Origin of the sequence: Nonomuraea sp. NPDC049750 (genome assembly GCF_040659625.1) — a bacterium.
GTDB lineage: Bacteria > Actinomycetota > Actinomycetes > Streptosporangiales > Streptosporangiaceae > Nonomuraea.
The window spans coordinates 125,534-142,283 of sequence record NZ_JBFANB010000022.1; the positions used below are offsets into that span (position 1 = coordinate 125,534).

Sequence of the window (16,750 nt, forward strand, 5' to 3'; positions counted from 1 at the left end):
CGAAGTGGCTAGGAGATCTTCGTCCCAGCGGATTTGAGGTGCTCACAGGCCTCGACGACGCGGGCCGCCATGCCGGCCTCGGCCGCCTTGCCGTAGGCGCGCGGGTCGTAGGCCTTCTTGCTGCCGACGTCGCCGTCGACCTTGAGTACGCCGTCGTAGTTGCGGAACATGTGGTCCGCGATCGGCCTGGTGAAGGCGTATTGGGTGTCGGTGTCGACGTTCATCTTGACCACGCCGTAGGAGATCGCCTCGTGGATCTCCTCCATCGCCGACCCGGAACCGCCGTGGAAGACCAGATCGAACGGTTTGTCCTTGCCATACTTGGCGCCGACGGCGTCCTGGATCTCCTTCAGCACGCTGGGCCGCAGCTTGACATGCCCCGGCTTGTAGACGCCGTGCACGTTGCCGAACGTGGCGGCCAGCAGGTAGCGGCCCTTCTCACCGAGCCCCACGGCCTCGGCCGTGGCCAGCGCGTCCTCGGTCGTGGTGTAGAGCTTCTCGTTCATCTCGCCGACGACGCCGTCCTCCTCGCCGCCGACGACGCCGATCTCCATCTCCATGATGATGTTGGCGCGGTGGCACTTGTCGATGAGCTCCTTGGCGATCTCCAGGTTCTCCTCCAGGGGTACGGCCGAGCCGTCCCACATGTGCGACTGGAAGAGTGGGTCGAGACCCTTGGAGACCCGCTCCAGCGAGATGTCGATCAACGGCCGCATGAAGCCGTCGAGCTTGTCCTTGGGGCAGTGGTCGGTGTGCAGCGCGACCGTCACCGGGTATTTGGCGGCGATCACCCTGGCGTACTCGGCCAGCGCCGTCGCACCGATCACCATGTCCTTGACCGTGGCGCCGGACAGGAACTCCGCACCGCCGGTCGACACCTGGACGATGCCGTCGCTCCCGGCCTCGGCGAAGCCGCGGAGCGCGGCGTTGAGCGTCTGGGAAGAGGTCACGTTGATCGCCGGGTAGGCGAATCCGCCCGCCTTCGCGCGGTCGAGCATCTCGGCATAGACCTCTGGGGTTGCTATAGGCATGCTTCATCTCCCTGAGAAGTACGGCTTCGCGCAGCCCAGTATCCCCGTCCGCTACCCCGCGTGGTAGAGACAACGCGCGGCGGCCAAGGCCGTTCGCGACGGGTAGGCTCACCCCGTGGACTGGCTTTCCAATCTCCTGGACCCGACGTGGTGGCTGACGATGCTCGGCGCCTTCGCGACCGTCGGCGTCCTGGCGATCATCTTCGCCGAGACGGGCTTGCTCATCGGGTTCTTCCTGCCCGGTGACTCGTTGCTCGTCGCCGCGGGCATTTTCAGCTCCGCCGCCGCGGCGAAGGGGATTGGCATCGAGCCGCTGTCCTTCCCCGTGCTGCTGATCGCCACGCCGCTGTGCGCGGTGGCGGGCGCCCAACTCGGCCACCTCATAGGGGTCAAGATCGGCAGGAGACTCTTCGACAAGCCGGACTCGCGGCTGTTCAAGAGGGAGTACGTGGAGAAGGCCGAGCACTTCTTCGTGAAGTTCGGCCCGGCCAGAGCGGTGATCATCGCCCGCTTCGTACCGATCGTCCGCACATTCCTCAATCCGGTCGCCGGCGTCCTGGAGATGCCGGCCCGCACGTTCTTCCTGTGGAACGTGGTCGGTGGCGTGCTGTGGGTCGAGAGCATGCTGCTGATCGGCCACTTCCTGGGCAACCAGGTCGATCCGACCAAGATCGACAAGTACATCCTGCCCGGTGTCTTCCTCATCGTGCTCATCTCGCTGATCCCGATCATCGTTGAGGTCGTGAAGACCCGCAGGGCCGGCAAGCAACTACCGGAGCCCAACGGCAAGCACCACCGCGTGCGTTGACGATCGTTCAGCGATCGAGTTTTAGCGATCTTTTGGTGATCGAGATCGACCCCGCCTACGAGTACGCTCCCCCTTGTGGGACGCCACAGGTCAGATCCGATGGGCCTCGCCCGCCTCGCGCTCGCCGTTCTGGCGGCGGTGGCCGTGGTGACGCTCCTGGTCGTCGGCGGTCGTGCGCTGCTCACCTCGCTCGACACGCGGCAGCAGCAGCCCGAACGCGGGAAGGTCGCGGCCCAGCCGCAGGCCAGCGCCCAGGTGCCGACCGTCCGCATCGAGTGCGTAGCGGACACCTGCCCCCTCGTCACGGTCCGCGTGCCGGGCGGTGATGTGCTGCAATATCGCGACATGAGCAGAGGCGAAGAGGTCAGCTACTTCGAACCCGAGCTCGACGTGGTGCTCAGCGACGCCGCCACGGTCGTGGTGACCGAGAACGGCAAGCCCCGCGCGCAGGGCAAGGCCGGCGCGCGGGAGGCGTTCACAGCCCGAGGTCCTGGAGCGTGAACGCGGAGCGGTAGTCGAGCCCCTCCTCGGCCATCCGGGGCGCCGCGCCGCGCTCGACGATCGTGGCCACGGCGACCACCTCCGCGCCCGCCTCACGCAGCGCCTCGACGGCCGTCAGCGGGGAGGCGCCGGTCGTGGAGGTGTCCTCGACGGCCAGCACGCGACGGCCCTTGACCTCCGGACCCTCGATCCTGCGCTGCATGCCGTGCGCCTTCTGCGCCTTGCGCACCACGAACGCGTCGAGCGGGCGCCCCTGCGTGGCGGCGGCGTGCATCATCGCGGTCGCGACGGGATCGGCGCCCAACGTCAGCCCGCCCACGGCGTCGTACTCCAGATCTTTGGTCAGGTCGAGCATCACCCTGCCGACCAGGGGCGCGGCCACCCCGTCGAGCGTGATCCGGCGCAGATCCAGGTAGAAATCGGCCTCCTGACCCGAGGAGAGCACGACCTTGCCGTGCACGACGGCCTTCTTCTTGATCTCGGCGAGCAGGTTGTCGCGGTCTGTCATGGGTCCCAGCTTAAGGTCCTCGCCTACGTCCAGGAGGTCCCGCCTACGGCTGGCCAGGAGGTCCGCCTACGGCCGCCTGGAGCGGCTGTCGGAAGGCCCGGGAGGGCCGTGGGAAGGTAAACGCGGCCCTTCGGTTTAGCCGGCACGGTGGCTGCGGAATGCTCGGAGGTAAACTCTGGGTAATCGTGAGGTCACTATGGGTGCAGAATCGCCGCAGAGTGATGCGGATCTTCTCCACGCGGTCCGAGCCGGCGACGCCACCGCCTACCGCGAGCTCCACGACCGCCACGTGGCCGCCGCGCGCTCGCTGGCCCGCCAGCTCGTCAGGGGCGAGGCCGAGGCCGACGACGTGGTCGCCGAGTCGTTCACCAAGATCCTCGACCTCGTCGGCCGTGGCGGCGGTCCTTCGGCGGGCTTCAGGACGTACCTGCTGACGGTTGTGCGACGCACCGTCTGTGACCGTACGCGGGTGGCCGACGGCCAGATAGCCCTGGGCGGGATCGAACGGCAGGCGGCCACGGGCGGGATCGAACGCCAGGTGATCCTGGGCGGAATCGAGGGCCAGGCGGTCATAGGCGGGACAGAGCAGCAGCCGGCCGTGGCCAAGGCCGAGGGCCAGGCGGCCGTGAGCCGAACCGTGCGGCAGGTGACCACGAGCGGGGGCGAGGACCAGCCGGTCATAGGCGGGACAGAGCGGCGGGCGGCCGTGGGTGGAGCCGGGGGTCAGGCGGCCGTGGGCGGGGCCGAGTGGCAGGCGGCTATGGGCGGGATCGAGCAGGTCGATCCCGGTGTGCCCTTCATCGACCCAGCACTCATCGGCCTCGAACGATCGCTGATCGCCAAGGCGTTCCTGTCGCTGCCCGAGCGGTGGCGGGCGGTGCTCTGGCACACCGAGGTCGAGCACTTGCCGCCCGCCGACGTGGCCCCGCTGCTCGGCCTGTCAGCCAACGGCGTCACCGACCTCGCCCGCCGGGCTCTCGCGGGCCTGCGCCAGGCGTACCTGCAGACGCACCTGGCGGCGCCACCGCCCCACACGTGCCGACTGGCGCTGGGCAGGATGAGCCGTTACGTCCGTGGCGTGCTGGCCAGGCGTGACTCAAAGGCAGTGGACGAGCACGTGAGCGGCTGCCCCGAATGCCGCGCGGTCCTGCTGGAGCTGACGGACGTGAGCCGGGGGCTACGCGTCATCATCGGCCCCCTGATCACCGGCCCGGTCTTCGCTGGGTACGCGGCGGCACTGGCCAAGGAGAGAACCTCGAGCGACGGCCCGGATGGCCTCCCCGGCGCACTGGGCCGCTTGGGGCGGGCGCCTGGGCGGCTGTTGGGGAGGGCGCGGTGGGCGTCCGGGCAGGGGTCTGGGCGGGAGGCTGGGCAGGCCTCCGGGCAGGGGTCTGGGCGGGTGGACGGGCAGGTGTCCGATCGGGCGCGGCGGGTGGCCGTGAACATGCTCGGTCGGGTGTGGCAGGCGCCTGGGCCCGTGTTCGGCTGGGTGTGGCGAGCGTCCGGGCAGGTGCTCAGCCGGATGCGCCGGGCGCCCAGATGTGCGTTCGGCCAGCTTTGGCGCCTGCCCAGGTACGTGCTCAGCTGTGTCCGGGGCCTGGCCAGGCCCGCGCTCGGCTGGGTTCTGGGCGTGCCCAGGCATGTGTTCGGCTGGGTTCGGCGCGTGCCCACGTACGCACAGGCGGCGGTGGCGGGTGGTACCGCCGCCGCTGTCGCGGCCGCCGCCGCGTTCACGCTGGTCTCGGCCGAGGAGCCGATGCCGAGGCCGGTCGCCAAGCCCGTCGCGTCAGCGGGGCCGCCGCCCGTACGGCCGGCCGACAAGCCCACGCGGGTTCCTCCCGGTCGGCCGGACACCCCGTCGGCGGCGAGGGGGCACCGGGCGCGCCTGCACGCCACGATCGGCGTGCTCGGCGCACTGGTCCGCGACCAGCCCGGCATCATCGGGCTACGACTCCGCAACTCGGGCAACGCCCCGACCGCCGAACTCACGGCCACCGTGGACCTCCCCGCAGGCGTCACACTGATCCCATCGGGCGACAACCGCCCTGGCACCGCCGCAGGCGTGACCCTGACCCGCCCGCACGATTCCGACCACGGCGCCGCACCGATCCAGCCGGGTGGCTACAAGCGCAGTGTCGCGGCGGGCGAGATGCCGATCCAGCAGGGCGCCTACGAGCACAGTGCCGCGGCGGGTGGGGCGCCGATCCAGCCCGGTGGCTACGGTCATGGTGCTGCGGTGGTTACGCCCGTTGGGACCCTGGATGGCTGGACTTGTCGCCCGGCCGGGCACGGTGCTGTGTGTGCCAGGGGGCCGCTTGAGGCGCGTCGCCGGACTGCCGTGTTTCTGCGCGTTCAGGTGGCCGCCCAGGCGCCCCAGGGTGACGGGCCCGCTGTGCGGATCACGTCCGGTTCGCTGCGGATCGGGGCGCGGTCAGCGGCCGGGGTACGGCGGGAGGGGATGCCCGCCAGGTTCGCCACCGACGGCCAGGTGACGGTCAGGGCGGTCGGCAACTCGCTCCTGAGCTGCCCGCTGGAGCGTGACGGCTGCGCGGAGGCCCGGCGGCGGGAGGGCGACAGGCGTGACGACGAGCTGTGGCCCATGGCGGTCGTCGACGGGGATGGGGTGCCGGATACGTACGCCTCCAGCGGCGCCACGCTGCGATTGCCCCCGGGCGGTCGGGTCGTGTGGGCGGGCCTCTACTGGTCGGCCAGTGGGGAGAACACGGGGCCGATCAGACTGCGGCCGCCGGGTCGGCGGCGTTACCTGTTCATCAGGCCCGAGCAGGTGACGGTCCGCGAGCTGCCCTCAGGGCCCGCCTACCAGGCGTTCGCCGACGTGACCGGGCTGGTCGGGAGTGTCAGGCAGGAGGGCACGTGGTGGGCGGCCGACCCGCCGATGGGGGAGGGGGTCGCGCAGCACGCCGGATGGAGCCTGGTGGTGATCGCGACCGATCCGACCGAGCCGTACGGGCACGCCGTGGTGCTCGACACGCCGACCGTCATCGGCGGCGAGGCGGGTCAGGCCCGGATCCCACTGGACGGGCTGGTCGCCGCACCCGAACTCGCCCGAGGCCCGGGACGCCCCCGAGAGAACGTGGCTCCCGCGGCCGTACCTGCGCGGAGCCTGCGGGACGGTGCGACCTCACCTGCGGCCGCGTCCGTGCGGAGCGGGCAGAAGGGCGTGACTCCTGGGGCCCTGTCCGCGCGGAGTCCGGGGAAGCGCGTGGCTCCTGGGGCCCTGTCCGCGCGGAGTCCGCGGAAGCGCGTGGCTCCTGCGGCCGTGCGCGCGGGAGTCCCGAGGAGACGCCCGGCCTCTGGAGGCTCGTCCAGGCGGGTTTCGTCGGGCGGGCTGGTGCCTGCTCGGATCGAGGTGGTGACCTGGGGAGGCGATGCCGATCTCGACGGTGACCGGCTCTCTCTGGGCGCGGGGCCGCTCGCCCCCGTGGGAGGCGACCGTGACGCGGACAACGTCTTCGACGGCTCGTCCAACGGCGCCAAGGGGATGACGTTCGGTGTCGACGTCGACACGTTCGGCGGTGAACTCGGCCATGACCCGGCGCTGGCCATCGATACGCGGAAGGATGTGGTGTTGTTCGCGATCGCCGCCGTCAGCGTGCGTGCACGGTCGTGACGTATGTGCACGATAGTGACCAAAGTCCGACATATTGGTACGGTCAGCCCGGACGCACCGGCGTATGGTCGGGGCAGGGGCGAATCGTCGGGATTAACCTCGCGCGATCACCCGCTTTCATTACCCTGAGAGAGGGCCGCCCGCGAATCCGGCTCTGACGGTGCACAGTCTGCTAGGTCGGACCACCAGGAAAGGGGCCGTGTCAGTGGATCGCTGCGCGCTGTTCGTGGACGCTGGCTATCTGCTGGCCGACGGCGCGATGGCCGTGCATGGCACCCGCCATCGTGAAGCCGTGGCCTGGGACTATCCAGGGCTCTTGCAGCTCCTGTCGAACCTCTCGCGCGAGCGCACCGGCCTGCCGATGCTGCGGTGCTACTGGTACGAGGCGACCGTCGAAGCCCGCCGTACTCCGGAGCACGACGTGCTCGCCGACATCCCCGGCCTCAAGCTCCGTCTCTCGCGCATCCGTCCCGGTCGGCGCGAAGGCGTGGATGCCCAGGTGCACCGCGACCTGATGACCCTCGCCCGCAACAGCGCCATCTGCGACGCCGTCGTGGTCAGCGGTGACGAGGACCTCGCCCAGGTCGTCAGTGACGCCCAGGACCTCGGCGTCCGGGTGACCGTGGTGCACATCGCGGTGGACGGCAGCTGGGCGGCCTCCCGCACGCTCATGCAGGAGAGCGACGACATCATCGAGCTGGGCGGCGTCCACCTGCGCCCCTACGTCAACATGGTGGCCGGCGCCATCGAGGCGTCCAACGGACATCACCAGTCGGCCAGTAACGGCCACGCGCAGCGGGAGTTGCCGCCCGCCCAGCCGAGCGGGGGCAGCCACGCCGCCGACAGAGCGAGCCAGTCCGGTGCCAACGGCGCGATGCCGTCGGCGGGGCGTGGCCAGCAGTCGCCGCCCAGCTACGCCAATTATCAGCCCGATCCGACGCCGTCGGCCGCCCCGGTGACCGGACCCATCCCGCAGCAGCCGCAGGCGCCGACGACCGGGCAGTTCGCGTCGCAGTCCAACGGCACCTACCAACCGCCGCCGTCGCAGTCCAACGGCACCTATCAGCCCCCGCCGCCGCAGTCCAGCGGCACGTACCAGCCCTCGCAGCTCGGCGCCTACACCGGCCCGCAGCCCGCGCCGGTCTCCCAGCCCTCGGCCGCCACGGCCGGGGCGACCACGCTGTCCGACGCCGTCAAGGCCGCCCATCGCGAGGGGCACGACTTCGGCGAGTCCGTGGCCCGCGACGCGCCGGCCCTGTGGCTGGAGGCCGTGCTCGCGCGCAAGCCGCGGATGCCCTCCGACCTGGAGGCTCGCCTACTCCAGGGATCGTCCCTGCCGATCGACTTCCTGCTGCACGACGAGGTACGCCACGCGCTGCGCCGCGGCTTCTGGGACGCCTTGGAGCGCGCCAGGCACTAGCGTCTTGAATTCTCTGTGGTTGCCTGAAGGGATCAGGTAAGTCGGGTGGGCGTGGCCTGGCTTGGGCCGCCCCTGTGTGCGGTGAGCGCGAGTACAGGGGTGGTTTTGGCGTGGTGGAAGCCGGTCCGGTGGTGAGTTCCTGACATGCCCTGTCCGGTACGGCGTGTGCCGTCCCGGCTGGGGTGCATGGCCCGCCGGACGCTGTCCGTTCCTTGTGGGGAGTGGGGCGGCACCGTGCGCCGGTCGGGCACACGGCTGGAGGTCTTGGAGGCGCGTGTGGGGCGGGTGGGTCGTTTGGGGGTGGGACGGTTCTTGGATCTGTCTCGCGCCGCTGGGCGGGGGTGCAGGTCGGTTTGGGTGCGGCGGGCGCGCCGGGCCGCCCGGGTGGCACAGATGACCTCATGCGCGGTGTCCAGTTCGGTGAAGCGGGAATCGGCGGGCGTGATTCCGGCCAGCAGGCGTTGCTGATGGGCGCGTTTGGTGGCCAGGTACTCCCGCTCGGCCCGCAGCCGGCCCAGCTTGGCCGACACGCCGCTCGCGTCATAGGTCAGCGGCCGCCCATCGGAGATCACCTGGCCGTCGGCGCCGTCGGCCAGGCTCCCGGTCACGCCGGTCAGGAGTTTGTTGACGCCCCAATCGAAGCCGCAGCCGCGCACGTGCCCGGTGGCGGGCGCGAAGGCGATCGGGGTCTGGAACGGCAGATCGACGCGTACCCGGCCCTTGTGCACGCGCAGGGTGGGCGCGCACAGTTTCGCCTGCGCGGCCACGGTTGGTGGCAAGGCGATGGGCAGCACGTGCCAGGCCCAGTCCGCGCGGCGGGTGGGTGAGGCGACCAGGGGCAGTTTCACCCGTAGCCGGGCGCCGCGCTCGCCGGTGCGTTCCAGGGTGAGCAGTTGCCGGTCGGCCGCCGCCAGCACGATCTGCGCCGCACTGGCCGGCGCCTGCTCCAGATCGGTCAGATCGGCCCGCAACACGCCCTGCTCATCGAGGCTGGCGCGGATCTGCCGGGTACGGTTGCGAATCTCCGCCACGCCCACCGCCTTCGGCAGCAGCGCGCGCAGCGCCTCCCATTCGGCGTCGGTGCGTGCCCGCGGATCTTGTGGCCAGGTCGCCACAATGGCCTGCACCAGCGCGCGCCGGTACAGCGCGAGTCGCAGGGTGCGCCCGGCCTGTTCCTGGGCGCAGCGCAGCACGCGATCACACACCTGCAGGCCGGGCGTGGGGGCCAGGCCCCAGCCCAGTCGCCGCACGGCCATCCAGCCCTTGGCCGGCAACGCCCGCCCGTCCAACCCCACCCCGGCCGCCAACGCTTGCAGATCCGCCGCCGTCCACCGGGTGGTGACCAGATCGTCAGTCAGACCGGCCGTCAGAGCGGTCAGCCAGCTCACCCGCTGCGCCAGCAACCGCTGAGCAACAACCTGGCCCGTCGAGTCCACGATCGCGCCATGGGCGGTGCAGATGGCCGTGGCGGTGAGGATACTCACACGCCCGCCTCAGGCGGTGAGGCCGCATTGATGCGGGTATCGGCTTGTGCCAGCAGCCGTTTGCGCGCCTCGCGCGACCGGATGCCGTACATGCGGCCGGCGAAGGTCGCGGTCAGCGCCATGAAGTCGGCCAGGAGTTCCTCTACGCCACCGGCGCTGCCTTTGGCGTGCAGCACCTCCACGCTCACCCCGTCACGAGCCAGCAGCGCGCTGATCCAGGCCACCCCGAACCGCGCCAGCCGATCCTGATGGGTGATACGGACCACGGTGAACTTCCCCGCCACGGCATCGGCCAGCAACTTGTTCAGGCCAGGGCGATTCTCCCGCAACCCCGAGGCCCTGTCCTGGTACACCTTCACGATCCCGGTCCGGCTAGTACGCCGCAGTTCATCTTCCTGCGCCGCCAGGAACGTCTCCTGCCCGGCGGCCCCGGACACTCGTACGTAGGCGACCTCGACCCGCTCCCGCACCGAAGAGGCCGCAACACCGGCGAAGGCATCCAGGTCCGCTTCGTCGAAGCGGCGCTCAGGTTGCGCCTTGCCCACCCAGACGAAGCGAATCTGGCCCTGATCGGCCCACGAGCGCAGCGTAGTCGGGTGCACACCCAGACGTTTGGCCGCCGCCGCCAACCTCAACAAGGCCAGCAAGAGATCATAGCTGAAAGTTAGCCTTTCATAGCGAATATGAGAAGCGGCTCATACCCTGACCCGCCCTGAGCCCGGAGTTCCTTTCCCCGCTGCGGTCCAGACGCCAGCGCGCCTCTGAGAACGATCTCAGCGCCTCGGGGACGGACAAGAGACGGCGCGGCGGCCTACGACAGGGCGTCGAAGCCGGAGCGCAGGTGGGCGAGTCGGTCGGCGAGGTCGGCGAGCGGGACGGACAGCGTCGGGTCGTGCGATTTGTTGGCCAGCTCCCGCACCCTGCCCAGCTCGTCCTCCACCGCCGTCAGCCGCCGCGACAGCTCGGGCAGGATCGCCGCCTGGTCACCCGCGCCCGGCGGCAGCTCGCCGCTCAGCCGCTCGCGCAGCATCGACGCCTGCTCGGCCAGTCGCTTGTTCATGTTGTACAGCTCGGTGAACACCGACACCTTGGCCCGCAGCACCCACGGGTCGAACGGCTTGGTCAGGTAGTCGACGGCGCCCGCCGCGTAGCCGCGAAAGGCGTAGTCGGGCGCGCTGTCGACCACCGTGAGAAAGATGATCGGGATGTTGCGGGTCCGCTCCCGCCGCTTGATGTGGGCGGCCGTCTCGAAGCCGTCCATGCCCGGCATCCGCACGTCGAGCAGGATCAGCGCGAACTCCGTGTTGAGCAGCGCCTTGAGCGCCTCCTCGCCGGACCTGGCGCGTACGGGCACCAGGTCGAGCGAGCTCAGGATCGCTTCGAGGGCGATCAAATTCTCCTCGCGGTCGTCGACCAGGAGGATCTTGGCACGATCCGGCATGGATCACGCCCCTTCGGCGGTGGACTCGCCGGTCGACCGCCCGCGGCCGAGCCAACCGCGCAGCCGTTCGAGCAGCCGGTCGACGTCGACGGGCTTGGGTACGTAGTCGGACGCGCCCGAGGCGATGCTCTTCTCGCGATCGCCCCGCATGACCTTGGCGGTCAACGCGATGATCGGGAGATCGGCGAACTGCGGCATGCGCCTGATGGCCGAGGTCGTGGCCCAGCCGTCCATCTCCGGCATCATGATGTCCATCAGCACGAGAGCGACGTCCTCGTTCCGTTCGAGCTGTTCGATTCCTTCCCGGCCGTTTTCAGCGTAGACGACCGTGGAGCCATGCCGTTCGAGGACGCTGGTGAGGGCGAACACGTTGCGGATGTCGTCGTCGACGATGAGGATCTTCGCGCCGTTGAGCGGGTCGTCGCCGTGCCACTGGCTGGTCTCGGCGGGCGGTTCGATCAGCTCGGGCAGCGGCAGGTCGAGCGGCATCGGCGGCTCGTGCAGCGCGGCCGCCGTCTCCTCGACCGGCACGGCGAGCAGCTGCCTGCGCTCGACCACGGCGTCGCTGTCGGTCTCGGCCAGCGGGCCGGTGTAGGAGGCTGGCAGGTAAAGGGTGAACGTGCTCCCCTTGCCCAGCTCGCTGTCGACGTGGATCTCACCGCCGAGCAGCCTGGCGATCTTGCGGCAGATCGACAGGCCCAGCCCGGTGCCGCCGTATTTGCGGCTGGTGGTGCCGTCGGCCTGCCGGAACGCCTCGAAGATGACCTCGCGCTTGTCGGGCGCGATGCCGATGCCGGTGTCGATCACCTGGAAGGCCAGCAGGTCGTGGGCGCTGTGCAGGGTGTCGTCGTCGAACTGGACCCCCGCCGAAACCGGCGTGACCCGCAGCTTCACCTCACCCTTCGGGGTGAACTTCACCGCGTTGGACAGCAGGTTGCGCAGCACCTGCTGCAGGCGCTGCTCGTCGGCGCGCAGCTCCTGCGGCACGTCGCGGTCCACCTCGACGGCGAACGCCAGCCCCTTGTCCTGGGCCAGCGGCGCGAACGCCGCCTCCAGGAGGTCGACCATCTTCGGCAGCGACACCTGGATCGGATGGATGTCCATTCGGCCGGCCTCGACCTTGGACAGGTCGAGCATGTCGTTGATCAGCTGGAGCAGCGCGGAGCCCGCGCCGTGGATCGTCCTGGCGAACTCGACCTGCTGCGAGGTCAGGTTGCCCTCGGCGTTCTCGGTCAGCAGCTTGGCCAGCACCAGCAGGCTGTTGAGCGGCGTGCGCAGCTCGTGGGACATGTTCGCGAGGAACTCGGACTTGTAGCGCGAGGACACGGCCAGCTGCTCGGCGCGCTCCTCCAGCGTGCGGCGGGCCTGCTCGATCTGGAAGTTCTGGATCTCGATGGCGCGGTTCTGCTTGGCCAGCAGCGCCGCCTTGTCCTCCAGCTCGGCGTTGGACCTGCGCAGCTCCTCCTGCTGGCGCTGCAGCTCGTCGGAGCGCTCCTGCAGCTCGCGGGTGAGCCGCTGCGACTCCGTCAGCAGGTCTTCGGTGCGCGAGTTGGCGATGATGGTGTTCATCGTGACGCCGATGGTCTCGACGAGCTGGGTCAGGAAGTCGAGGTGCACCTCGCCGAACGGGGTGAAGGAGGCCAGCTCCAGCACGCCCAGGACGCGGTTCTCGAACAGGATCGGGAGTACGACGATCTGCGCGGGCGTCGACTGGCTGAGGCCGCTGTCGATGGTGATGAACCGCGGCGGCACGTCGTCGAGGACGATGTGCCGGCCCTGGGCCGCGGCCTGGCCGACGATGCCCTCACCGACCGCGAAGCGCTGGCGCGGGCCCCGGTCGGGGCGTACGCCGTAGCCGCCGATCAGCAGCAGCTCGTGCTCGCCCTCGGGATCGACGCCGTAGAAGGCGCCATAGCGGGCCGACACCAGCGGCGTCAGCTCGCTCATCGTCAGCTTGGCCACCTCGAACAGGTCGCGGTGGCCCTGCATGAGCCGGGAGATACGGGCCAGGTTGGACTTGAGCCAGTCTTGCTCCTGGTTGGCCTGGGTGGTCTCGCGGAGGTTGGCCACCATCGAGTTGATGTTGTCCTTGAGCTCCGCCAGCTCGCCCTGCGCCTCGACGGCGATCGAACGGGTCAGGTCGCCTCTGGCCACGGCGCTGGTCACGGTGGCGATCGCGCGTACCTGCGTGGTGAGGTTGCCGGCCAGCTCGTTGACACTCTCGGTGAGCCGCTTCCAGGTGCCTTCCACGCCCTCGACCCGCGCCTGGCCGCCGAGCTGGCCTTCGGAGCCCACCTCGCGGGCGACTCGGGTCACCTCGGAGGCGAACGAGGACAGCTGGTCGACCATCCGGTTGATGGTGGTCTTGAGCGCCAGGATCTCGCCCTGGGCGTCCACGTCGATCTTGCGGGTGAGGTCGCCGTTGGCGACCGCGGTGGTCACCTCGGCGATGTTGCGCACCTGGTAGGTCAGGTTGTTGGCCATGAAGTTGACGTTGTCGGTGAGGTCCTTCCAGACGCCTGACACGCCCTGCACCCGGGCCTGGCCGCCGAGCTGGCCCTGCGTGCCGACCTCGCGGGCGACTCGGGTCACCTCGTCGGCGAAGGACGACAGCTGGTCGACCATCGTGTTGAGGGTGTCCTTGAGCTGGAGGATCTCGCCCTGCGCGTCGACGGTGATCTTCTTCGACAGGTCGCCCTGGGCCACCGCGGAGGAGACCGCCGCTATCTGGCGCACCTGGGAGGTCAGGTTGTTGGCCATGGAGTTGACGTTCTCCGTGAGGTCCTTCCAGACCCCGGAGACGCCGCGTACCTGTGCCTGGCCGCCCAGCTGCCCCTCGGTGCCCACCTCGCGGGCGACTCGGGTCACCTCGGAGGCGAACGACGACAGCTGCTCGACCATCGTGTTCATGGTCGACTTGAGCTCCAGGATCTCGCCCTGGGCGTCCACGTCGATCTTGCGGGTGAGGTCGCCGTTGGCCACGGCCGTCGTCACCTGGGCGATGTTGCGCACCTGATAGGTCAGGTTGTACGCCATGGAGTTGACGTTGTCGGTGAGGTCCTTCCAGACGCCCGACACGCCCTTCACCTCGGCGCGTCCGCCCAGCTTGCCCTCGGTGCCGACCTCGCGGGCGACTCGGGTCACCTCGTCGGCGAAGGACGACAGCTGGTCGACCATCGTGTTGAGGGTGTCCTTGAGCTGGAGGATCTCGCCCTCCGCGTCGACGGTGATCTTCTTCGACAGGTTGCCCTGGGCCACCGCCGTGGCCACGGTCGCGATGCTGCGTACTTGGCTGGTGAGGTTGTTGGCCATGAAGTTGACGTTGTCGGTGAGGTCCTTCCAGACGCCCGACACACCCGACACCCGGGCCTGGCCGCCGAGCTGGCCCTGCGTGCCGACCTCGCGGGCGACTCGGGTGACCTCCTCGGCGAAGCCGGACAGCTGGTCCACCATCGTGTTGACGGTGTTCTTGAGCTCGAACATCTCGCCCACGGCGTCGACCGTCACCTTGCGGCTCAGGTCGCCCTTGGCCACGGCGGTGGTCACGACCGCGATGTCACGCACCTGCGCGGCCACCCGGGAGGACATCGTGTTGACGGCCTCGGTCAGGTCGCGCCAGCTGCCGGACATGCCGCGCAGGTTGGCGCCGCCACCCAGCCGGCCCTCGGTGCCGGCCTCTCTGGCCACCCGCGTGACCTCGGAGTTGAACAGCGCGAGCTGGTCGACCATGCCGTTGATCGCCTTGCCCAGGCGGCGCACCTCGCCGCGGGCCGAGCGATCGAGGTCGATCCGCCGCGACAGGTCGCCCTTGGCCACCGCGTCGATCACGTCGGCGGCACCGCTCACCGGGCTCACCAGGGCGTCGATCAACATGTTGACCGACTCGACGCTCTCCGCCCAGGCGCCGACTCCCGGCCCCGGCGTCAGCCGCTCGCCGAAGCGGCCCTCCTTGACAACTTCCTTGCGTACGCGCACCAGCTCGTTGGCGAGATGTTCGCGACGGTCGGCCACTTCGTTGAGCAGCAACCGCACTTCACTGAGGATGCCGGCCGGGGCATGCGGGACCCGGCGGCGGAAGTCGCCGTCGCGCCAGGAGAAGAGGGTCTCCAGGATCGGGACGAGATCCGACTCGGTGTAGGTCCTCTCCTCAGAGCTCAGTGCGGTCTTGGCCGTTGTCATGGGGCCTCCTTCACTCCCGGGGTGCCACCGCGAGTGAGTCAAGTCTGTCACGATGAGTAGCTCATAGTCGCGTCCTTGGATTTACCCCAAGTCAGCAGGAAGTGTGGTAGGCACGATGCGATGACTGCTACTCCCCATGCGGTGCTGGCCGCTACGTTCGCGCCCGGTGACACCGCCGTGACGGCTGCGATGAGGTTCACCCGTGAGGTGATGACCGCCTGGGCGGTCGGCAGCGTGCTGCATCTGGCCGAGCAGGTCGCGGGTGACCTGGCACAACAGGTGGTGGACGAGCCGTTCGAAGTCATCTGGAAGCATTTTGGTGACGCCGTGCAGGTCGAGTTGAGACAGCGGAGCACCTCACAGGGCGACCCGAAGGCTCCGTCTGTGGGGGTGGAGGAGTGGGGAATCACCTTCGCAGGTGATTCTCGTGTCCATTGGGCAAGACTCACGCTACCCGGCTCGACGGACAGAGTGGCATCCGAATGGCTGGAGGAGAGCGCCAGAGGACCGCATTGGTTGGGGTTCCTGGCTGACGCGAGTGACCTGCTCGCCGGCACTCTCGACCCCGACATGGTGCCCGCCATCATCGCCCAGATCGTGGTGCCGCGACTGGCGAGCTGGTGCGCCGTCTACACCTCTGACACCGCTGTCGGGCCGCTGCGGCTGGTCTACCTCTGGCACGCCGACGAGGCCAGGATCGACGGGCTGCGCGAGCAGCTGGGCGACATGGACACGATGATCGCCGACGCCCACGTCACCTCCACCGTTCACCTGGCCGACTCGCAGGTGCTCGCGGTCCCGCTGACCGCGCGCGGCCGGGGCCTGGGCATGATGTGCCTGGGCCGGCCCGACCGCTTCCCCGACGAGGTCATCCAGTTCGCCGAGGACATCGCCAGGCGGGCCGCGCTGGCCACCGACAACGCCCGCGTCTACGCCCAGCAGGCCGCGGCCAACCGGGCGCTCCAGCGCAGCCTGCTCCCGCCGAACGAGCCCGAGGTGCCCGGTCTCGACTACGGCGTCGTGTACGAGCCCGCCGGCGAGGCCAACGAGGTCGGAGGCGACTTCTACGACCTGTTCAAGGCCGGCGACGACTCCTGGCGGTTCGCGATCGGCGACGTGTGCGGCACCGGCCCGGAGGCCGCCGCCGTGACGGGCCTGGCCCGCCACACGCTGCGCCTGCTCGCCCGCGAGGGCTACGGGGTGGCGGCGGTGCTCGGCCGGCTCAACCAGGCGATCTTGGAGGAGGGCGAGCGGGCCAGGTTCCTCACGCTGCTGCACGGCGACATCACGCCGGTGCCGACCGGTCTGGAGGTACGCCTGGTGTCGGCCGGCCATCCCGAGGCGCTGCGCCTCAAGCCGAGCGGCGTGGTCGAGACGGTGACGACCCCGCAGTCGCTGCTCGGGGTCTTCCACGAGGTGGTGTTCGAGGCCGACACGCTGCATCTCGACCACGGTGACGTGCTGCTGGCGGTGACCGATGGGGTGACGGAGCGGCGCTCGGGCGGGCGGCTGCTCGACGACGACGGCGGGCTGGCCAAGCTGCTCGCCGAGTGCGCCGGGCTGTCGGCCCGCGCGGTGGCCGAGCGGATCCGCAGAGGGGCGGCCGACTTCGCCACGGAGCCGAGCGCGGACGACCTCGCGATCGTGGTCCTCCGCGCCCGCTGATCTTGATGGGCGCGCTCACTGATATGGGCGCGCCACTGACCCTCATGCGCCTTTTCGGTTGACTGCCGACTTGGCGAATTGT

The 16,750-nt window shown here is 69.8% G+C and carries 11 protein-coding genes; 5 read left to right on the forward strand and 6 right to left on the reverse strand.

Annotation, left to right across the window (positions count from 1 at the left end; all coding sequences use genetic code 11):
- Positions 1-8 precede the first annotated feature (8 nt).
- On the reverse strand, positions 9-1,031 hold the full coding sequence (fbaA, locus tag AB0J16_RS41100) for a class II fructose-bisphosphate aldolase (RefSeq protein ID WP_358437675.1): 1,023 nt from the start codon (positions 1,029-1,031) through the stop codon (positions 9-11).
- A gap of 115 nt (positions 1,032-1,146) precedes the next feature.
- Between fbaA and AB0J16_RS41105 the strand changes: the two genes are divergently transcribed.
- Positions 1,147-1,839, forward strand: coding sequence for a DedA family protein (locus tag AB0J16_RS41105; RefSeq protein ID WP_357957488.1), 693 nt, complete (start codon positions 1,147-1,149; stop codon positions 1,837-1,839).
- A gap of 99 nt (positions 1,840-1,938) precedes the next feature.
- Positions 1,939-2,340: a hypothetical protein gene (locus AB0J16_RS41110; RefSeq protein ID WP_358550283.1), complete on the forward strand. Its 402-nt coding sequence runs from the start codon at positions 1,939-1,941 to the stop codon at positions 2,338-2,340.
- Here the strand turns inward: AB0J16_RS41110 and pyrE are convergent.
- Positions 2,315-2,848: an orotate phosphoribosyltransferase gene (pyrE, locus tag AB0J16_RS41115; protein WP_358550285.1), complete on the reverse strand. Its 534-nt coding sequence runs from the start codon at positions 2,846-2,848 to the stop codon at positions 2,315-2,317. The genes AB0J16_RS41110 and pyrE overlap by 26 nt on opposite strands.
- 196 nt (positions 2,849-3,044) lie before the next feature.
- Here pyrE and AB0J16_RS41120 point away from each other — a divergent pair, with 196 nt between their 5' ends.
- Positions 3,045-6,479 carry a sigma factor gene (locus AB0J16_RS41120; protein WP_358550287.1) on the forward strand — a complete coding sequence of 1,145 codons (3,435 nt, stop codon included), beginning with the start codon at positions 3,045-3,047 and terminating at the stop codon, positions 6,477-6,479.
- Positions 6,480-6,684: 205 nt separating this feature from the next.
- On the forward strand, positions 6,685-7,899 hold the full coding sequence (locus AB0J16_RS41125; protein ID WP_358550386.1) for an NYN domain-containing protein: 1,215 nt from the start codon (positions 6,685-6,687) through the stop codon (positions 7,897-7,899).
- Positions 7,900-7,931: 32 nt separating this feature from the next.
- Here the strand turns inward: AB0J16_RS41125 and AB0J16_RS41130 are convergent, their stop codons facing one another.
- From AB0J16_RS41130 to AB0J16_RS41145, 4 genes are all read right to left on the reverse strand, one after another.
- The gene (locus AB0J16_RS41130; RefSeq protein ID WP_358550289.1) at positions 7,932-9,383 is read right to left on the reverse strand and encodes a hypothetical protein; all 1,452 of its coding nucleotides are present in this window, start codon (positions 9,381-9,383) and stop codon (positions 7,932-7,934) included.
- Complete coding sequence (locus AB0J16_RS41135) at positions 9,380-10,030, reverse strand: IS607 family transposase (protein WP_358550291.1); 651 nt, start codon at positions 10,028-10,030, stop codon at positions 9,380-9,382. The genes AB0J16_RS41130 and AB0J16_RS41135 overlap by 4 nt, the downstream gene beginning before the upstream one ends.
- Before the next feature lie 164 nt (positions 10,031-10,194).
- Entirely contained in the window at positions 10,195-10,824 is a 630-nt protein-coding gene (locus tag AB0J16_RS41140; protein WP_357957483.1) for a response regulator, read from the reverse strand.
- 3 nt (positions 10,825-10,827) lie between these two features.
- Positions 10,828-15,003, reverse strand: coding sequence for a HAMP domain-containing protein (locus tag AB0J16_RS41145; RefSeq protein ID WP_358550293.1), 4,176 nt, complete (start codon positions 15,001-15,003; stop codon positions 10,828-10,830).
- A gap of 120 nt (positions 15,004-15,123) precedes the next feature.
- Here AB0J16_RS41145 and AB0J16_RS41150 point away from each other — a divergent pair, with 120 nt between their 5' ends.
- Positions 15,124-16,668: a GAF domain-containing SpoIIE family protein phosphatase gene (locus tag AB0J16_RS41150; protein WP_358550295.1), complete on the forward strand. Its 1,545-nt coding sequence runs from the start codon at positions 15,124-15,126 to the stop codon at positions 16,666-16,668.
- Positions 16,669-16,750 lie beyond the last annotated feature (82 nt).